We start from the raw sequence: 18,823 nt of genomic DNA, 5'->3' as shown, positions 1-18,823 counted from the left end.
AGTAATACCACATCAAGTTGGTATTTCGATAACTTTCTGGCAATCGCTGTACCGACAATACCGCCGCCAATAATGATAACATCTGTTTTATGGGTTGTCATTTTTTCACTTCCTAATGGACCTGTAATTGTAGTGAATCGCACCGCAAAATACGGTGCGATTCACTCTTTTGCCTAGTCTTCCCAATCCATTGAGCGTTTAACTGCCTTTTGCCAACCAGCATATAATTTATCTACGTTATCTTTATCCATAGTTGGCTTAAACTGCGTATCTAACTTCCAGTTTTTCACCAAATCCTGTTTGTCTTTCCAAACACCTACAGCAAGACCAGCAAGATAAGCAGCTCCTAGTGCTGTTGTTTCAGTTACTTGCGGACGATCCACTGCAACACCTAAAATGTCACTTTGAAATTGCATAAGCAAATTGTTTGCCACTGCGCCACCGTCGACTTTTAAGGCTTGTAATGTAATGCCTGAATCAGCTGTCATAGCACTTAGCACATCTTTCGTTTGATAGCATAACGAATCCAATGTGGCACGAATAATATGACATTTGGTTGTTCCACGCGTTATTCCAAGAATAGCACCGCGGGCCTTCATATCCCAATAAGGCGCTCCTAAGCCGACAAAAGCTGGAACAACATAGACTCCATCCGTATCAGCAACCTTTTTAGCAAAATACTCTGAGTCAGGTGCAGTTTCAATGATTTTCAATCCATCACGCAGCCATTGAATAGCTGCACCAGCAACAAAGATACTGCCTTCCAAAGCATAATGGACTTTTCCGTCAATACCCCAGGCGATCGTTGTTAATAGGCCATTATTGGATTCAACAAATTTTTCACCTGTGTTCATTAACATGAAACAACCTGTTCCGTAAGTGTTCTTCGCCATTCCAGGATCAAAACAAGTTTGACCAAACAAAGCAGCTTGCTGATCTCCGGCAATACCGGCAATAGGAATATGGCCTAACCCGGCAATCACATTTTTGTCTATCTCACCATAAACTTCACTTGATGAACGCACTTCAGGTAACATGGAAGCTGGAACAGTCAAAATCTTGAGCAATTCCTCATCCCATTTTAGTTCGCGAATATTATACATTAAGGTACGAGATGCGTTGGAATAATCCGTCACATGAACCTTACCGCCTGTTAATTTCCAAATAAGCCATGTATCCATCGTACCGAATAAGAGATCACCCTTTTCGGCGCTTGTGCGGGCTCCTTCTACATTGTCCAAAATCCATTTTACTTTCGTACCTGAAAAATAGGCATCCAAGATTAATCCAGTTTTTTGACGAAAGAGCGGCACTAATCCTTGCGCTTTAAATTCATCGCAAATACTTGCTGTCTGACGACTTTGCCACACAATGGCGTTATAAACGGGCTTTCCTGTATGTTTATTCCACACTACCGTTGTTTCACGTTGATTGGTAATACCAATAGCTGCAACTTCTTTCGGATCAACACCGGCTTTTGCAATTACTTCGGAAGCCACACCCACTTGCGTACTCCAGATTTCATTAGCGTTATGCTCTACCCAACCTGGTTTCGGAAAAATCTGCGTAAATTCTTTTTGTGCTACGGCAACAATGTTGGAATCTTGGTCAAATAAAATAGCTCTGGAACTTGTTGTACCTTGGTCAAAAGCTAAAATATATTTCTTACTCATTATGATTCACACCCCTATCCGTATTTTGTCAATATTTTATTAGTATCTGCAAACGTTACGATTCTTAAAGTATCATAGGAATCCAAGTCCTCTGCCAATAATAAACGCCAATCCGCCGCCAATCATCGGACCTACAACAGGAACCCAGGAATAAGCCCAATCTGAATCCCCTTTGCCTGCAATAGGAAGAATGGCATGGGCAATCCGAGGACCGAGGTCACGAGCCGGGTTGATCGCATATCCAGTGGGACCACCTAAGCTTAGACCAATTCCCCAGATAAGGATAGCAACTAAAAAGTTACCCATACCAGGAGCAATGCCACCGACATTTTTCGAGAAAATAGCATAGATACCAAGAACTAACACAGTCGTACCAATAATTTCACAAAGTAAATTTGCTGTATAATTACGAATAGCTGGTCCAGTACAGAAAACACCTAGTTTTCCAGGTTTATCGTCCGTAGCTTCCCAGTGAGGTAAATAAGCCAGCCAGGTAACGGTAGCACCAATAAATGCACCAATAAATTCAGCAATAACAATTAATATTGCATCAGATACTGTATAAGTACCAATGAGCAATTTCGCAAAAGTAACTGCTGGATTTAAGTCACCCTGCGCTCCCAAGGCATTTGCACAAAAAGCCCCCAGCATTACACCAAATGCCCAACCTGTTGTTATTGCCAACCATCCTTGATTTTGTGATTTAGAATTTTTAAGGACAGCTCCTGCCACAACTCCGGCACCAAAAATAATTAAAATGGCTGTACCAAATACTTCACCTGCAAAATAACTCATTATGATTCCCCCTTTTTTTGAAGTAAGAATAAAAAGAATTTCTAAGTAGTTTATTTTGCCTTTATTTCCCTCCTTTTTGATTAGGCACACAAAAAAGAAATCCATAGTAAACCCTCTTGACTACTCAAGATAGTTACCTGGACTTCTCTATTATTCACGTCCTAATGTATTTTATTATTTTACAATATATAGTATTAGCTGTTGATTCAGAAAATTCCTTCTAATTCTTCTAAAAAAAATAAATTTATTTATGTTCTGAACTTATTAATTCATTCCACAGCTCGCGACGACTCGTACTCACTGCAGCAAGACCACTATTTAATGCCGATTGAATATCTTGCGGCGTCGTCAAAAGTCCTCCGCCTAAAATTGGAACTCTTGTTTCCTCGCTAAAATGTTTCACAACAGACGCCGGAATAGAAGCAGGTAAGATCTCTACGGCATCGGGTTGAAATTTATGCAATAAATTAATACCTGTTCGCATAGCTTCAGAATCTGTCAAAAAGATGCGTTGAATGACAATCATTCCTTCCGCGCGAGCTAAGCGGCACAAATGGGACTTTGTTGTAATGAGTCCATTCACCCCCATCCGGGCTAGAAACTTTATACCTATTTCATCTTTGCCAATTCCATGTAATAAGTCAAAATGCACAAGTACCCTTTTATGATAGGTACGCGCATGTTCTAAAAGTGCAGGTAACGACAGAATGTCAGCAAATAATAAGATAACACTTGGTGCGATTGTCTTCTCTATGGCAAAATTGAAATCCTCAATAGAACGTGCAGCAGGGATAATCGAATGAGTACACAGCAATTTAAGAAGATTTTGTGTTAACATAAGGATTACATCAGCTTCCTTTCAGTTCATTTATTAATTGTTATTATTCTTCATATCAAAGTAATTTGCCTCTATTTTCTTAAAATGGATATGAGAGGAAGACTTATTTTCGAACACGCGTTTGAAAAATCGCCCAAACATGCTATAATATGAATAAATTCAAAACTTTTTTTGGGGTGAAAAATCTGTGCACAGTAATGAGAAAGAATTATCATTAACAAATCGGCAAAAATTAATCCTTTCATACATAAGAGATACACTGCGTGAAAAAGGCTATCCCCCTTCTGTTCGTGAAATTGGTGAAGCTGTCGGTCTCAGTTCCAGTTCAACTGTCCACAGTCAACTAACAAAATTACAAACATTAGGCTTTATTCGTCGTGATCCAACGAAACCAAGAGCCATTGAAGTCATGGAAGATGCTTCGTGGCGACAAAAAAGCGTAACTCCTGTTCCTCTATTAGGACGTGTGACGGCAGGGCAACCTATTTTTGCTGATGAAAATATTGAAGAAACTTATCCGATTCCAGCAGAGTTATTAAAAAATAATGAAAATGTATTTATGCTCACTGTACAGGGTGAAAGCATGATTAATGCGGGCATATTTGATGGCGATTTAATCATTGTTCGTGAACAAGAATCTGCTAATAATCACGATATTGTTGTCGCACTAGTAGGGGATGATGAAGCCACAGTAAAGCGTTTTTTCAAAGAAAAAGATTGCATTCGATTGCAACCGGAAAATGATTTGATGGATCCCATCTATAGTAATGCTGTTCGCATTTTAGGAAAAGTTATTGCTGTGTTTCGTCAATTATAAAAACGGTTTCACTAATATATTATAAAAGAAACAGGTGCAAACAAAAAGTTTACACCTGTTTCTTTTTTTATCCTATTTCACCATCTTCGGGCGCTTTTGTCCCTCGCTTAATGATTTGCTCACTTGGCAAAAACTTATCTGTTGCAAGGAATTCACGACTGATTTCCTGTCCATTTTTAGATTTAATTCGATATGTTGTCACTTCATAACCTTGTTGTCCAGAGGCTTCGATCGTTTCATTTCCTACAGTAAGTGAATCATCGTCTTTGATAACCGTTGTTGGTTCAAGTACTTTTTCATCTGTTGTCACAATATGAATATCTGGCGCATCTGGATTGTCTTTACCATAAATATAAATGGTTAGTTTGTTTCCAACTACTTCGCTCACAATATAAACAGGATTTACTGAAGTATTTTGAAAACGTAAATCCAATATGTTATCCGCTACAGTAGCATCGCGCCCTAACGGAACATAGTCAGGCGGACTAGAATGAGAATTTCGTTCTAAAATAGTCATATCCGCTAACAACGCGGCATTATATAAGGTACTGCTTACTTGACAAACTCCCCCACCTACATCAGATACGACTTTTCCGTCAATCAAAACAGGAGCTTCTTTGTACCCAAATTTCTCCTGGAGGGATCCAATGGAATCATTAAAACTAAATATTTGACCCGGTTTAATTAACTTTCCATCAAGATGGCTGGCAGCGAGAAGAATATTATCATTGCGATTGATACTCTTATCACTGATATGCGTGGTATAAGATATCAACAGACTATCAATATTATTCAGATCAGCAGCTACAACGGCAGGTTGAATCTGTTCCACAATGATCGGAAGATTAAATGACGCATGATGACTAAGCTCGTTATCAAACGCGGCGATAGTTTTGTCTATAGCTGTGTTTTTACCAAACAGTTCATTCTTGACAAAAGGTTTTCCATCACGAATGACTAAAGTAGCATTACGCGCTTCTCTATCAATTTGTGGTACAAGTTTTTTAATAAATTTTTCTAGTTGATCATGATTGTAATGAAGATTTAGCGGTATGGTACGCCCAACACTAAAAACAGTAAGCCAATCTTTCAATTGTGTAAATACGTTCCCACTGCGGCCCACTCCATAAGCTTGCCTTACTAATTCCGCTGAATCAAATTGAAGTTGAATATCATCTGGCCGAACGAGATAAGATTTGTCTTCTTCTGTTAAAACAATGGGATATTGCGTAATACGTTCTTGCAGAACCGTTTCAATTTTACGTTGCGCTGCTTCCCTAGCTAGACCTCCCACTGCAATATTATCTATAGTTACACCTTGATAAATCTGATCATGTACTAAAAAAGTTGCATTCGCCGCAATAAAACTAACTGAAGTAAATAAAAAAATAATTCCTGAAAATAAGGCGATATAAGTAATACGCCGCTGTTGAAAAGAGAGTTGCACAGTCAAGTACACTTCCTAACATCACCAAAATAGTTACACAAAGCAGGGATTATTGAATACTCATGGAAAGTTCGACAAATTTTCCAGACAATTTGGCTTTTTGAATCACTTCTTCTGTAATATTCCCGTCTTGTTCAACAATAAGAATTCCTTTGTCTGTCTCAATGCGACGGTTGGATTTCTTGCCTATAAGATATTTTTTCTGCCGATAATCAAGATTTTTAACAGATACATCTGAAGCTTGCTCATTTACTGGTGCTATTTCATCGCTTAGATGTTGCTCATTTTCTCTAGAAATAGGCTCATTCAAAATAAAATCGGATGAAAGGACTGGTGTCACAGGTACAACATCATTTGTAATCGTTACTCTTTTACCAAATGTAACCACTTGCTCCGCTGAAATTGTTGCTAATTTGCTATGAATATCTTCCACATAAAAATTTACAATTTTCCCTGCTTCATCAATGATCATATCAGTAATTTTACCTTGAAATTCTCCGGCCTTAGTAAGAATCTTCGACCCAATTATGGTTATTTCAGTAGCTAGCAATGCAAGTGCTTCTGTGGAATCAAGTACAGAAATAATTGCTTCACTTTTTTCAATAGTAATAGCTGATTGGCCAATTCCGCTAATAGCTACAAAAGGACAAAGTTTTGCTCCCATAAACCATTTCTTATCTTCTACAAGCAAAGCTGACACTTCTCTAGCTGACGCATCAATGACAATATCTCTTACAAACCCCAGTTCACAGCCATCATCAATACTTATTACAGGTAGTCCAATAATTTCCGTACATTTCTTCATAAGATTCAATTTTCCTCCCCAAATTATGGTTTGGAATGACTTAAACTAAGCCATTCCTGGAACTCATCATTGATTTTATGGATGAAAGCTAAAGGAATTTTATCATAAGGAACAAAACCGATCTGGTGCTCTAATAAATTGGCTTTGATGATACGCAAAAAAGCAATCATCTCAATAAATTGCTGATTTAATCTGTTATTCTTCTTGACTGAGGGTAAGTTACGTCCTTCAGAAAAAAGTTGAATAGCCTCATCATATTGACCAAGGGCTTTAAAAATACTGCCCATTTCAACGATAATCATGGGGGCATTATCAGTATCTTCATATAATAATAAGGCAGTTTTAAAGGTTTTTAAGGCAGCCGCTAATTGTAATTCGCTTTTTTGTGTAAATGCCTGTTCTAGTAATTGATCAAGAGAATTGGAGATGGGTTTTTGTTCATTTTCCATTACCGAATTTGATTCAGGTAAAAAAATTTCGTTTTGTTGCACTTCATCCGGTAAGAAGCTGTCCGAACACATTTCTTGTTGTGCCATAATAAAATCGTCAAAAAAATCATTTTCTTCAACAGGTTTATTGCGGAAAGTTAAATAAGAACATACTACCGCACAAACCAGTACAAGAGTAATCACACCTACAAAACCGACAAAACTGCCAACAAATCGCAGTAAAAAATTGCCAATGAATAAAGCACAACAAGCACACAAAATAAGCGGTTTAAGCCGCAAATCAATGTGAAAATTCTTATTTGCTGCTACATAAACGAAATACGTTGCGACACCCAAAGTCGCAATGAATACAATAAAATATTCCATAGTTATCACCGAAAAGTTGTAACATGTTATTTCAAGTTAATATTATTCGACATAATTCTTCTTTTTCCTGTTAAATACCGAAGACTGTATCAGCGATCAACATTTTCTAATTCAGCCGCAGCTCCCATGACACCCATGATGCAATGTTCGAAAGTAAGACCGCCCTGAAGATATACGGCAAATGGGGCACGTATCGGTCCATCAGCACTTAATTCAATAGAAGATCCTTGAATAAAGGTTCCCCCCGCCATAATAACGGCATCGGCATAACCAGGCATACCACTTGGTTCAGGGAAAGCATGTGCATCAACTGGTGAAAAATGTTGCAAACCGCGACAAAAAGCAACCATTTTTTCTGGTGAACCTAATGTAATGGCCTGAATAATATCGCTTCGACTTTCATTTGCTTGCGGAAAGACCTTGTAGCCAAGTAATGAAAAATATGCAGCAGCAAAAATAGCGCCCTTAACTGCTTGGGCAACAACATGAGGTGCTAAAAATAAGCCCTGATAAAGCAAACGATTCCCTGTTAAGGAAGCTCCAAGCTCAGCACCAAGACCAGGTGCTGTTAATCGATAAGCAGCAAGTTCAACGAGATCTTTTCGTCCAGCTACATAGCCGCCATTTGGCGCAATACCGCCACCGGGATTTTTAATGAGCGATCCCGCAATAACATCAGCACCTACTGCCGTAGGCTCACACGATTCAACAAATTCGCCATAACAGTTATCAACAAAACAAATGCAATCAGGTTTGATAGCATGTATTCTGGCACAGGCCTGTTTAATATCGTCAATTGTTAATGTTTTACGCAGACTATAGCCACGAGAACGCTGCAACAGCACAACTTTTGTTTTATCAGTAATCATCGCGGGCAAACGTTCAAGATCAATTCCTTGATCCGTCATAGCAAGCTCGCGATACGTTACGCCCCAATCGATAAGCGAACCAGCCGTCGGCTGGCTAAAACCTATGACCGTTTGTATGGTATCATAAGGAGCGCCTGTAGCAGCTAAAAGTTCATCACCAGGACGCAAAATACCAAACAAGACGCAAGTTAAAGCATGGGTTCCTGATACAAATTGCGTACGCAACAAAGCTTGTTCAGCACCGCATAAATCAGCCCAAATTTGTTCAAGCTTGTCGCGTCCCGCATCACCATAAGCATAACCTGTTGTTTGGCGAAAGTCATAGTCAGACAGTTGGTAACGACGAAAGGCATCTAAGACTCGTCCCGTATTCATTTGTGCAATTTCATCGATTTCTCGAAATGCAGGCTCAATAGCAGCTAAAGCTTGCATTTTTGTTTCTCGAAGTTTAGTTGAAAAAGTTTGATTTATCCACGTTGACATGTATCCATCTCCACTACATATTGATTATAACGTTCAAAATACTCAGAAGGAAGCGAAACTTTAACCAAAATCCCCTGATCTTGATAATCGACATTTTTCACCTTTGCCAGTTCATATAATTGGGCTAGTTTCGCGCTAGCATCATAAGGAATTTTCAATAAACAAGAAATCCAATGCAAGGGTAAATGTTCATCAATTAACTTTAAGAGAGGGGCTAGCCCCTCATCCTGATCAGGATGAAGGACAGATAGGGCAATACTTCCTGATAGCCGTGTCATGCGCGTAATACTTTCGGATTCGGCAATTTTATCAATTTTATTAAATAAGGTAATGGCTGGTTTGGTTTCACAATGTAGTTCCTTAAGAACTTGCCAGACAGCATCACTTTGCTGTTCATAAAGAGGATGACTGGCATCTATCACATGAAGCAATAGATCAGCCTCAGTCACTTCCTCTAGAGTAGCCTGAAAAGCAGCTACAAGCTGATGAGGCAATTTCTGAATAAACCCCACTGTATCTGTTAGCAAGACCTCACGACCACTAGGCAACTCAATTTTACGTGTAGTTGGATCTAGTGTGGCAAATAACTTGTCTTCCGCCAAAACGTCGGCCTGAGTTAAAGCGTTTAAGAGCGTTGATTTACCTGCATTGGTGTAACCGACAAGAGATACTGTTGCCAAGTTGTTTTTTTCGCGCTGTTCTCTGTGCAAGAGTCGCTGTTTTTTGACACATTTAATCTCACGTTCCAATTCACTAATACGGGAACGAATATGTCGACGATCCACTTCAAGCTTTGTTTCACCAGGCCCTCTTGTACCGATTCCGCCCCCCAACCTGGAAAGAACCAATCCTTGACCTCCGAGTCTTGGCAAAACATAGCGTAGCTGTGCCAGTTCGACTTGAAGCTTGCCTTCATGCGTTCGAGCCCGTTGGGCAAAAATGTCTAAAATTAAGCCCGTACGATCCACTACCTTAATACCTAACAATTGTTCAAGATTACGTTGCTGAGCAGGCGAAAGTTCATCATCCAATATAACTAAATTCGCTTCAAGTTCTTGCTTAGCCAAACTAATTTCCTGAACTTTGCCTCGCCCAATAAATAAAGCACTGTCTGGTTTATCACGTTTTTGCCAGAAACGCCCGACCACACTGGCTCCAGCCGTAATGGCTAATTCTTCAAGCTCATTCAGTGAATCTTCTACATCCCAGCTACCCTTACGTTCAATACCAACGAGGATTGCCCGCTCTTCTTCCTGAAGAGAATGCGTTTTTGTACTTAAAGAAAGTCTACGTTCAATAATGGACAACAAATACCCAAAGTCAATTGCTGTCATGTCTTGTAATGTCAACGGACCCATCTGCTCAAACTGTTCTTTATCATCAACAATTTCCGTAATAAATCCCATACTCAAGGATGTAACACTGCTATCAGCAGCTCCAATAGCGACCATGAGATCAAAATGCATCTCTTTGAGCGTTGATACATCTACGGCACTTAGCAGACTGTTACCACCTGGATGTGTATGAAGACAGCGTATTCCACTTAAACGATGTTTAGCACGACGACCATTGATTTCCGGCAAGGAAACTGTCCGTTGATCCCCTACAGAAACACTCGTTATTTGACCATGCCGATTCAGATAGACGGCAATTTCCCGACTAATCTGACATGTGAGAACAGCTAATTTTTCGGCAAGTTCATTCGTAACAATTTGCCCATAAGGAACAGAGAGATCATATAGCCCTTTTAATTGTTCAATGACATTTTTCCGAATACCTGATAACTCACCTATAACTTCCGGCATAGCACTCACCTCCTTTAAAATTTGATAATCAAAAATAATCTAGAGGCTATAGTAGCCTCTAGTAAGCATCAACTATCATTTTGTACTAATATAGTATATTTTACACTACTCAAAGAAATTTTGCCAAGCTTTCTCACTCGTTCTTCTATGAAAACGGCTACACGGGGGCAATTAACACTTTCTTAACCATACATAGATTTAATAAGACTTTTTACGAGCAGAGTCTTTGAGCAACCGTAATTGATAGCGAAAAACACGATGACAGAATATACAGTACCCCTTTTCCAAAGATTGTTGCCGTATTTGTAAGGGCAGCGCTGTTTTCATCAATTGTTTTCCTAAGTGTTTCCCTACGGCTTTACCCCAAACAAAACCGATAAACAAACAGCAAAGAGCCAGACTGATCCATCCCATCACTTTGAGTCCCCCCTTTCGAACTTCATTAATGCAACATAAGTTAGCATAAATCCTGCCAATGTAGGGATAAACAAACAAACATTAATACAACAGGCGAGACTGAAACAAATGAGTGCCAGCAATATACATTCTATTTTTCCAAACAAATGGACAAAATTTTTCTTTCCCACTTGCCGATCTTTTTCTGCATCAATCCAATCATCTAGGCATTGCACAGCGAAAATAAACAGTAAAGAAAAACTGAATACTTTCCAACCGAACCACACATAGCCAAATAATAAGACAAGTAATCCTTCTTGAATTCCTGTAAGCCCGAGCGGATAATGACTACCAGTGTCATGACACATCCCCAGGATATAACAGGCTAAAAACAGGGGAACACTGACGGTAGCGTCTAACGTTGCAGCGACAGCCAGACTGAGCAACCCGTAGATAGGTATTCCTTTACCTAAGTAATGCGTAAAATTAAATTTTCCTAACAGTCCATCTTGTTCTTCATCTAAATAATCGTCCGCCAATTTGACTGAAACAGCTGTAAACAGAACTGCTAAGAAGGGCAGGAAAACCTCAGATATTGCATGCCACATAAGATTTCACTTCCCCCAATCCATGATTATAAAGCGCTGAAACAGGCACGATTAAAGCACTAGGAAAGTTCGATTTTAACTGCCCAAATCCCTGTTTGGCTATAGGTAAATCCATTTTATTGGCTAAAATAATATAAAACTTGCGTGTAATACCATAATGATAAATTTCACGGTCAATTGTTTCTTCTTTATGAAGAATATCAGATCGCTGAGATACATCAATCATATGTAAAATTAAATTTGCCGTACGCATTAGTCTTAGTGTCTGCGCCATGCCATAACGGATGGCTGGATCGGAATGAATTTCTTCAGTAAGCCCGCATGTATCCGTTAATTTGAATAGAACTTGCGCTTTACCAACAGTCATTTTGATAATCATTGACTGAAGGCTGCGCGTTTTGTGGCAAGTATTGCTACAAAGTTCCCTTTTGGCTTCTTCAATCGTATAATGCCTGCAGGTTAACAAATTATCTGGTGATTTTGCCGTAATATCAACACTTTTGGCTCCCATATAATGGGCAAATTGAATAGCAAAAACTGTTTTTCCTGAATTAGGTCGCCCAACAATTACACATTCTTGCATAACCCTACCTCCCTTAAATCAGCAGGTTCTAAAAGAAGTAACTCTTTACGAGTAAATGTGGGTTGCTTAAAAAGTCGTACTGCTTGATGGCGTATAGCTTTTTCAATGATGTTTCTGACTGTTCGAGCATTACCAAAATGTTCTGCACCACTAAGCGCCCGTGCTAACATAGCTAGTAGTGCCAATTTAGTTGATTCAGCAAGCTCATACTGGCGTGTGACACAAATGAGTTCGGCAATCTTTAGCAATTCATCTTGTGTATAATCAGGAAAATCAAGATGAATAGGAAAACGCGACTGGAGTCCCGGATTGGTCCGTAAAAAAAAGTCCATTTCATTTGGATATCCGGCTAGGATTAAAATGAATTCGTCTTTATGATCTTCCATGGCTTTTACAAAACTCAAGATACAAACAAGCATAAAAAAAGCCTTCTGTTCAAATTGCCAGTAGGCTGCTTGATTATATGTCTTTGCATAAACTATTTTAGTGGTGCACAACATCTAAGTTATGCACCACTGGAAGCTCGAGCTCTTATTCTTAATTTCAATTATTTGCTGTTACAGTTTTTGTTTTAACTATACTCCCTTTTTGATCCGCTTTGATTTCAGTATAGAAATACCAAGCAATAACTGCAAAACAGACCAGGGGAATAATGAATGCTATGTGCATCATTCCCGTTATATCAGCTGCCAATCCTAGAATTGCCGGAAATATTGCTCCGCCAACAATTGACATAACCATCGCTGCCGCTGCAGCCTCACGATAAGATGGTTCTACATTCTGCAATGATTTAGCATAAATTGTCGGATAACCAGGGCCCATGAAAACACTAGCAAGAACTACTGCATACATTACAGAAAAATTCGGAATTAAAACTATATAGGCGAGGCAAAAGCACCCACATAAAGAATACCACCATAATACTTTGTTTGCTGACACTTTACTCAGAAGAGCACTGGCAATAGCTCTTCCTATGAAAAATACTATAAAGCTTACAATCATATAATTAGCTGCTTCTCTTTCATTGATAGATGTATCCATAACCAAAGCCAGACGAATAGTAAATGACCATACCGCCGCCTGCATGCCATTGTAAAGGAACATCGCCAGCAGTCCTCGTCTAAATCTCTTGACACCAAACATATAACGCAATGTTTTCATTGAAAATAACGTCACTTTTTCTGCATTATTGTTCAAATCAACAGTCGGCTTGCATTTCGGAAATTTTATAAAAGCAAAAAAAAGAAACAATACCAGTAATATACAAACAATGATTTTATATGGTACTAATGTATACTGCAACATATCTAAACGAAAAAAGTGTATCTGTTCCGGTGTCATCTGCGCCATTCTGGCTGTAAGACTATCCCCTTCCTGGAAAATTAAATATTTCCCCAAAAGAATACCGCAGATATTACCAATAGGCGTAAAAGTTTGACTCAAATTGATACGAAAAGTAGAATACTTTTCCGGACCAAGCATCGTACTGTAAGTATTTGCTGAAGTTTCTAAAAAGCTTAGTCCTAAAGCAATAGCAAAAATAGCTACTAAAAACATATTATACGTTGCCATATGCGATGCCGGGAAAAACAACACACATCCTACTACATAAAAAAATAAACCTACCAATATCGTTACAACATAAGATTTCTTTTTCATCAGAACAGCTGCGGGGATTGCCATTACAAAATACCCTCCGAAGAAAGCACTCTGCACTAAAGCGCTTGCAAAATTACTAAGTTCAAAAACACTCTTAAACTGTGTTATCAGAACATCATTTAAAGCATTAGCAATACTCCATAAAGGAAACAACATCGTCATCAAAATAAACTGTAGGATAGGAGTCTTTGTTAAATAGCCATCAGATAACTGTGCCCACTTTTCTGACATTTTTACTCACCATACCTTTCATATTATTTTACTTATCGAACAACACCTTTTTTAAGAATTATATTTGCATACATAGCTTTCTCACTAGTAGTTACAACTGCATATGCCTGCGCACCCCGCTTATAGAAATCATATTTATTAATCGCCTCTTCACGGGCACCATTTTCCTCATACTCACCGATGATCTTGCGATACGTATCCCAAATCACGGGGACATACGGATCATTAGGCAGCACCTCCATTAAAACGGTCGGATGCTCTACATATGAATCCAAAGGCATAAACTTCATAATTGCATCTAAAAGCTCCGGTATCCCATGACCATCACAACGCACCACACGTGAAGGATGTCCATTACACGGATAGTTTCCATCCGCAAGTACAAGTTCATCGCCATGGCCCATCTCCATTAAAATTTTTATCAGCTCCGGCGTAAAAATGCTGGGTATATTTTTCAGCATGATAACCTCCTATTCCGCCACTCCAATCCGCAGCACAAATATATTTCTTACTTAATACCAATTTCAGCTAATTCTTTCCACAAACATTCCGGAATGTCCCATTGTGCCCATTCATAATTTTTGCGCACTTGCTCAATAGATGTTACACCGCATACTACTGATACAACATTTTTATTACGCAACGGGAACTGAATTGCTGCCGCACCAATTGGCACATCATGCCTATCGCAGACTTTGGAAATCTCTACAACCCTAGCAAATACCTTTTTGGGCACTTTGCCATATTCATAATGACCTTCTGATATATTCTTTTTCACCAAAACCCCTGATGCAAATACTGCAGCAGCAGCTACTGAAACATTACGTTTTTCACATTTAGCAAAAAATTCATCCCGATTAGGTTCCAGCATATTATAGCGATTAGCTAGCAGAACAACATCCATATCGGTATAATCCATAGCTTCCATCATAATCTCTGTTTCATTTGCCCCAATGCCGTAAGCTTTGATATGTCCGCTTTTTTTCAATTCTTCCAATGCTTTAAACCCGGAATTGCACAAAGTCTTGAAATATTCTCTTTCTTGTGGAATATCACCATGCGCATATTTACCAATATCATGTACATACAAGATATCTATACGGCGAGTACCCAGTCTGCGTATGGAATCCTCATACGAACGCATAATTCCGTCGTATGAATAATCATATACCCGGTTAAATGGATTTTCGTCATAAAACTCTTCACCATTCTGTAAACCGCTTTCCTGGCGCGGCATCAATAGACGTCCTACTTTTGTAGAGAGAACAAATTCATCTCTGTCCAAGGTACGCAAAGCAAGTCCAAGACGAATTTCTGCCAAGCTGCTTCCGTAATGCGGTGCTACATCAAAAGCATGCCATCCCATTTCTATCGCGCCTTCTGCAATCCCAATAGCATCAGCATTCGATAATTTATGAAATAAATTCCCTATACCTGATGCGCCGAAAGTTAATGCAGGTACTTTTAATCCTACACTTTTAATCGTATTCGTTTTAATCATAATATCCATCCTTTCAATATGCCTTTTCCTAAAAGCAATAATTATTTTTAAATTAATACGTATTTAAAATATTCAATCTATAGTATCGGCAATTTTATAAACTTTGGTAGCATTTTTATAAAACACTTTAGCACAATCAATTTCTGTATGTTTTGCCATCCATTCATTGACAATTCCTACAACCTGATGGTACTCAGCCCCTACCAAAGATACTGGCCAATCTGAGCCAAACATTATTCGATCCTGACCAAATGCCTCATAAACAGTATCCATATACGGCTCAAAGTCTTTTTGCGTCCAATGATGCCAGTCCGCTTCAGTAACCATACCAGATATTTTACAATAAATCTTATCCGATATTTGCGCTATTTTCTGCATGTTTTCTTTCCAAAAACGAATTTTCTGTGCTTTAATCGCTGGTTTAGCAATATGCTCAATTACAAAAGTTACTTCCGGACATGCTCTAACAAGTTCTAAAGTCTGCGGTAATTGCTCAGCTGTTACCAACAATTCATAGATCAGACCATTTTCACCTACGGTACGGCAGCCTTCAATAAAATCAGTTTCTAACAAATGTTTTGGTGGCAATCCCTGTGACATGAAGCGTATTCCTTTGAGCCATGCCCCTTTTCTACGTAAACGATCTATAACGGCTTGCACAGCTTCACTTCCTTTACTAAGATCACACCAACCTATAACACCTTTGATAATCTCATGTTTATCTGCGAGATCCATCAACCATTCTGATTCTTCTATCACTGGGATCGCCTGTACTAAAATAGAGCCCATCACCTGATTATCCACCAAAACTTTTTGTAAATCATCAAAGAAAAAATCCCGTCGAATTCTGTTCATATCATTCGAAATCCAAGAAAAGTTCTCATTCTGCTGCAACTTCCATACATGATTATGTGTATCAATTATTTTCTGTCCTGTAGCCATATTAAAATACTCTCCATTTCTTTTAAATTAAGAATCTCATTCTGCTTAAATTCAGCTCCTTTATTATCTATTCTTTTAACATCATACGTTGCAATTATAATGCCAATTTTTTAATTTTTCATTTTTTTCTTATAAGTACAGCATATATAAGCATTATTCTAACCTTAAACTAAAAATATTTCCGCTGCAATTCATTTAAGTTAACAATTATTTTCAAAAATGAAATTCATCTATATCTATATTGAAATTATATTAAGCATACCCGATCAAAATCTTGAAGACTGTGCTTATGTTTTATCAGTTGATAAAATGCAAGCACTTAAATGTCCATAAAAAATAATATTTATTTTTAATTCCCGTCAATCAGACAAACATCACCCGCATACGATTAATCGAGGTGATGGGAAAATGGCAAAAGTGGATAAGCCTAAGAAAGATATGATCCCAATCATTAAAATAACTCTATTAAATTTTGACCCCGCCATGCAAGATGAATATAGTAAGAAATTTATGTCGCCACTTATTAAAGGTCTACTAAAACGAAAGCAATGAGCCCAATAAATCCAATATTAATTAAGGACGTGTTGACTATGAATGCAGCTATATATGTCCGCGTATCTACAGATCAACAAGCCGAAAAGGGCTATTCAATAGATACTCAGCTTGAAGCCTGTCGTAAATGTGCCCTTGAACTAGGGGCGGGCCATATTGAAGAATTTGTCGATGATGGTTATTCGGCGGAATTTATTGAGCGGCCCCATCTTACTAAGTTACGCGAGGCCGTAAAATCTAAGAAATTTGATTTGGTAGTTTTCTACGACCCCGACCGAATGGCAAGAAATTTGATGCATCAGCTGATAATAGCCGAAGAAATTGACAAGTCCGGGGCTGAACTTAAATTTGTAGCTGTCAATTACGACCAATCTCCGGACGGTAAGTTTATGTTCGGAATACGCGGTTTACTGGCGCAGTTGGAAAAGGAGAAAATCAAGGAACGTACTATGCGTGGTAAAAGAGGAAAAGCCGCTAAAGGAATGGTTATAAGCGATGCCAAACCATTCGGATATACCTTTGATGCTGAAAAAAACACCTATGTAATCAACGAAATGGAAGCCACAATTGTTCGAATGATCTTTGACTTTATCGTTAAACAAAAAATGGGCACCGCCCGGATATGTAAAGAGCTTAATGCACGAGGTATTTCTTCTCCCCGCGCCAAAAATGCCTGGATTGTTTCTAGCATCCATAGAATATTAACCAACACCCTGTATAAAGGTATTATCAACTCTATGAAATACCACTATAAAAAGATTGGTTTATGCAAAAAAAAACGGATTCTTCGGCCAGAATCAGAGTGGATTCCAATATCCGTTCCAGCAATTATTGATGAAGTAACCTGGCAAGCTGCACAAAATCAGCTTCACGAAAACAAAGACTTTGCCAAACGCAATTTGAAGCGGGATTATCTCTTAAATGGATTAGTCACTTGTGCCAGATGCGGGCGAGCTATGGTAATCTCCCATTCTGGCTGCAAAGAACTGATAAGTTATTACGCCTGTCTAAGCCAAAGAAGTTCATCCTACATTTATTCCGAACAAAAATCCTGTACAGCTAGGCAAATCCCTACTAAATTACTTGATGAATATGTATTTGATTACTTGATGAAACTCTGCCACACTCCTAACAAAATTGCCGAATTTATTCAGGACGTCCCCGAACGGAAAGATATCCTAAAATATAAAACAGCACTCGATCAAATGATAAAAACAGAAGAAGAACTGATGCAACAAAAAGATACAGTACTACGCTGGTTCCGGAAAAAAATGCTGACTGAAAATGAAGTTGAAAGCCAATTGAAGAACATACTTGGACAATTAGCTGACATCGCTCAAATAAAAAAAACGTACGAAGCCGAATTGGCCACTATCGCTCATATTCGATCCGACGATGAGATTGCTTCTACAATTAAGCTCAATCTTGACAAAAGCAGCTTTACCATGGAAGAAAAAAAAGCTGCATTACGAGCTATCCTAGACAGGGCTATCGTTGAACGAATTGACAACACCCGTGGCCGTGGAAGCCGCCCCGAGATCAATGTTAAGCTTAAACTAAAATAAAGATAAGCTGAGTTGCTTTACTCTGCTGAATTATTTGAACAACCCTCGATCAGATCTGTGCAGCATAGCCTGTCATTCCGCTTTGCTAAAACCGAATAAACCTTTCTTGGCACAACTAGTTCAACTTCTTATTGCAATTTAAGAATAAATTATTCTGAACAAAGCAGGAATATCTAAAATAATGTATAATAATTATATCAGATCAATATAATTTAATACGTGGACAAGAGCGAAAGAGAAGTCCAAATAAATGTCTAAAAAATTAGGCATCTATTTGGCTTCTCTTTTTGTGCTTATTCTCATTCATAACCCACTGTGGTTAGATAGGAAGTGAAAAAATGACAACCCATAAAACAGATGTCATCATTATTGGCGGCGGTATTGTCGGTACAGCGATTGCCAGAAAGTTATCGAAATACCAACTTGATGTGGTATTACT

At 38.5% G+C, this 18,823-nt stretch carries 20 protein-coding genes; 4 read left to right on the top strand and 16 right to left on the bottom strand.

The features are described from left to right. Window positions 1-173: 173 nt before the first annotated feature. The 3 genes from glpK to Ga0466249_RS25110 all read right to left on the bottom strand — a co-directional run bounded on the left by glpK (window position 174) and on the right by Ga0466249_RS25110 (window position 3,306). Window positions 174-1,673: a glycerol kinase GlpK gene (gene glpK / locus Ga0466249_RS25120; protein WP_215832240.1), complete on the bottom strand. Its 1,500-nt coding sequence runs from the start codon at window positions 1,671-1,673 to the stop codon at window positions 174-176. Window positions 1,674-1,745: 72 nt separating this feature from the next. Further along, window positions 1,746-2,471, bottom strand: a complete 726-nt coding sequence (locus Ga0466249_RS25115) for an MIP/aquaporin family protein (RefSeq protein ID WP_215832243.1) — start codon at window positions 2,469-2,471, stop codon at window positions 1,746-1,748. A gap of 241 nt (window positions 2,472-2,712) precedes the next feature. Continuing rightward, on the bottom strand, window positions 2,713-3,306 hold the full coding sequence (locus tag Ga0466249_RS25110) for a glycerol-3-phosphate responsive antiterminator (RefSeq protein WP_215832239.1): 594 nt from the start codon (window positions 3,304-3,306) through the stop codon (window positions 2,713-2,715). Between the two features lie 187 nt (window positions 3,307-3,493). On the opposite strand from Ga0466249_RS25110, the gene lexA reads away from it, so the two are divergent. Then, window positions 3,494-4,123, top strand: coding sequence for a transcriptional repressor LexA (gene lexA, locus Ga0466249_RS25105; protein WP_215832238.1), 630 nt, complete (start codon window positions 3,494-3,496; stop codon window positions 4,121-4,123). A gap of 67 nt (window positions 4,124-4,190) precedes the next feature. Here lexA and Ga0466249_RS25100 read toward each other — a convergent pair whose 3' ends face one another. The 13 genes from Ga0466249_RS25100 to Ga0466249_RS25040 all read right to left on the bottom strand — a co-directional run bounded on the left by Ga0466249_RS25100 (window position 4,191) and on the right by Ga0466249_RS25040 (window position 16,267). Then, window positions 4,191-5,570 carry a VanW family protein gene (locus tag Ga0466249_RS25100; RefSeq protein ID WP_312889835.1) on the bottom strand — a complete coding sequence of 460 codons (1,380 nt, stop codon included), beginning with the start codon at window positions 5,568-5,570 and terminating at the stop codon, window positions 4,191-4,193. A 49-nt stretch (window positions 5,571-5,619) separates the two neighbouring features. Further along, window positions 5,620-6,375, bottom strand: coding sequence for a PRC-barrel domain-containing protein (locus Ga0466249_RS25095; protein WP_215832236.1), 756 nt, complete (start codon window positions 6,373-6,375; stop codon window positions 5,620-5,622). 23 nt (window positions 6,376-6,398) lie between these two features. Then, window positions 6,399-7,190, bottom strand: coding sequence for a tetratricopeptide repeat protein (locus Ga0466249_RS25090; protein ID WP_215832235.1), 792 nt, complete (start codon window positions 7,188-7,190; stop codon window positions 6,399-6,401). 89 nt (window positions 7,191-7,279) lie between these two features. After that, window positions 7,280-8,542 carry a methionine gamma-lyase family protein gene (locus tag Ga0466249_RS25085; protein WP_376769323.1) on the bottom strand — a complete coding sequence of 421 codons (1,263 nt, stop codon included), beginning with the start codon at window positions 8,540-8,542 and terminating at the stop codon, window positions 7,280-7,282. After that, window positions 8,527-10,347, bottom strand: a complete 1,821-nt coding sequence (gene hflX / locus Ga0466249_RS25080) for a GTPase HflX (protein ID WP_215832234.1) — start codon at window positions 10,345-10,347, stop codon at window positions 8,527-8,529. Before hflX ends, Ga0466249_RS25085 begins: the two co-directional genes overlap by 16 nt. Before the next feature lie 198 nt (window positions 10,348-10,545). Next, complete coding sequence (locus Ga0466249_RS25075; protein ID WP_215832233.1) at window positions 10,546-10,764, bottom strand: hypothetical protein; 219 nt, start codon at window positions 10,762-10,764, stop codon at window positions 10,546-10,548. Continuing rightward, window positions 10,761-11,351: a UbiA prenyltransferase family protein gene (locus Ga0466249_RS25070; protein ID WP_215832232.1), complete on the bottom strand. Its 591-nt coding sequence runs from the start codon at window positions 11,349-11,351 to the stop codon at window positions 10,761-10,763. Before Ga0466249_RS25070 ends, Ga0466249_RS25075 begins: the two co-directional genes overlap by 4 nt. After that, the gene (locus Ga0466249_RS25065; protein WP_215832231.1) at window positions 11,332-11,934 is read right to left on the bottom strand and encodes a GTPase domain-containing protein; all 603 of its coding nucleotides are present in this window, start codon (window positions 11,932-11,934) and stop codon (window positions 11,332-11,334) included. Before Ga0466249_RS25065 ends, Ga0466249_RS25070 begins: the two co-directional genes overlap by 20 nt. Further along, on the bottom strand, window positions 11,919-12,353 hold the full coding sequence (locus Ga0466249_RS25060; protein ID WP_246589046.1) for an AAA family ATPase: 435 nt from the start codon (window positions 12,351-12,353) through the stop codon (window positions 11,919-11,921). The genes Ga0466249_RS25065 and Ga0466249_RS25060 overlap by 16 nt, the downstream gene beginning before the upstream one ends. 124 nt (window positions 12,354-12,477) lie before the next feature. Next, window positions 12,478-13,824: an L-fucose:H+ symporter permease gene (fucP, locus tag Ga0466249_RS25055; protein WP_215832230.1), complete on the bottom strand. Its 1,347-nt coding sequence runs from the start codon at window positions 13,822-13,824 to the stop codon at window positions 12,478-12,480. 32 nt (window positions 13,825-13,856) lie between these two features. Further along, entirely contained in the window at window positions 13,857-14,285 is a 429-nt protein-coding gene (locus tag Ga0466249_RS25050; RefSeq protein WP_215832229.1) for an RbsD/FucU family protein, read from the bottom strand. Window positions 14,286-14,332: 47 nt separating this feature from the next. Further along, window positions 14,333-15,325, bottom strand: a complete 993-nt coding sequence (locus Ga0466249_RS25045; protein WP_215832228.1) for an aldo/keto reductase — start codon at window positions 15,323-15,325, stop codon at window positions 14,333-14,335. A gap of 72 nt (window positions 15,326-15,397) precedes the next feature. Continuing rightward, complete coding sequence (locus tag Ga0466249_RS25040) at window positions 15,398-16,267, bottom strand: amidohydrolase family protein (RefSeq protein WP_215832227.1); 870 nt, start codon at window positions 16,265-16,267, stop codon at window positions 15,398-15,400. Window positions 16,268-16,675: 408 nt separating this feature from the next. On the opposite strand from Ga0466249_RS25040, the gene Ga0466249_RS25035 reads away from it, so the two are divergent. The 3 genes from Ga0466249_RS25035 to Ga0466249_RS27940 all read left to right on the top strand — a co-directional run. Then, window positions 16,676-16,819 (top strand): hypothetical protein, encoded by a 144-nt coding sequence (locus tag Ga0466249_RS25035; protein ID WP_215832226.1) that lies wholly within the window; start codon window positions 16,676-16,678, stop codon window positions 16,817-16,819. A gap of 38 nt (window positions 16,820-16,857) precedes the next feature. Then, complete coding sequence (locus tag Ga0466249_RS25030; protein ID WP_215832225.1) at window positions 16,858-18,384, top strand: recombinase family protein; 1,527 nt, start codon at window positions 16,858-16,860, stop codon at window positions 18,382-18,384. Window positions 18,385-18,722: 338 nt separating this feature from the next. After that, on the top strand, window positions 18,723-18,823 hold a 101-nt coding region (locus tag Ga0466249_RS27940; RefSeq protein ID WP_376769324.1), incomplete at its 3' end, for an FAD-dependent oxidoreductase.

The organism is Pelorhabdus rhamnosifermentans (genome assembly GCF_018835585.1).
GTDB lineage: Bacteria > Bacillota > Negativicutes > UMGS1260 > UMGS1260 > Pelorhabdus > Pelorhabdus rhamnosifermentans.
Note: the sequence above shows the minus strand (reverse complement) of the source record. Positions and strands in the feature narration are given on the sequence as shown.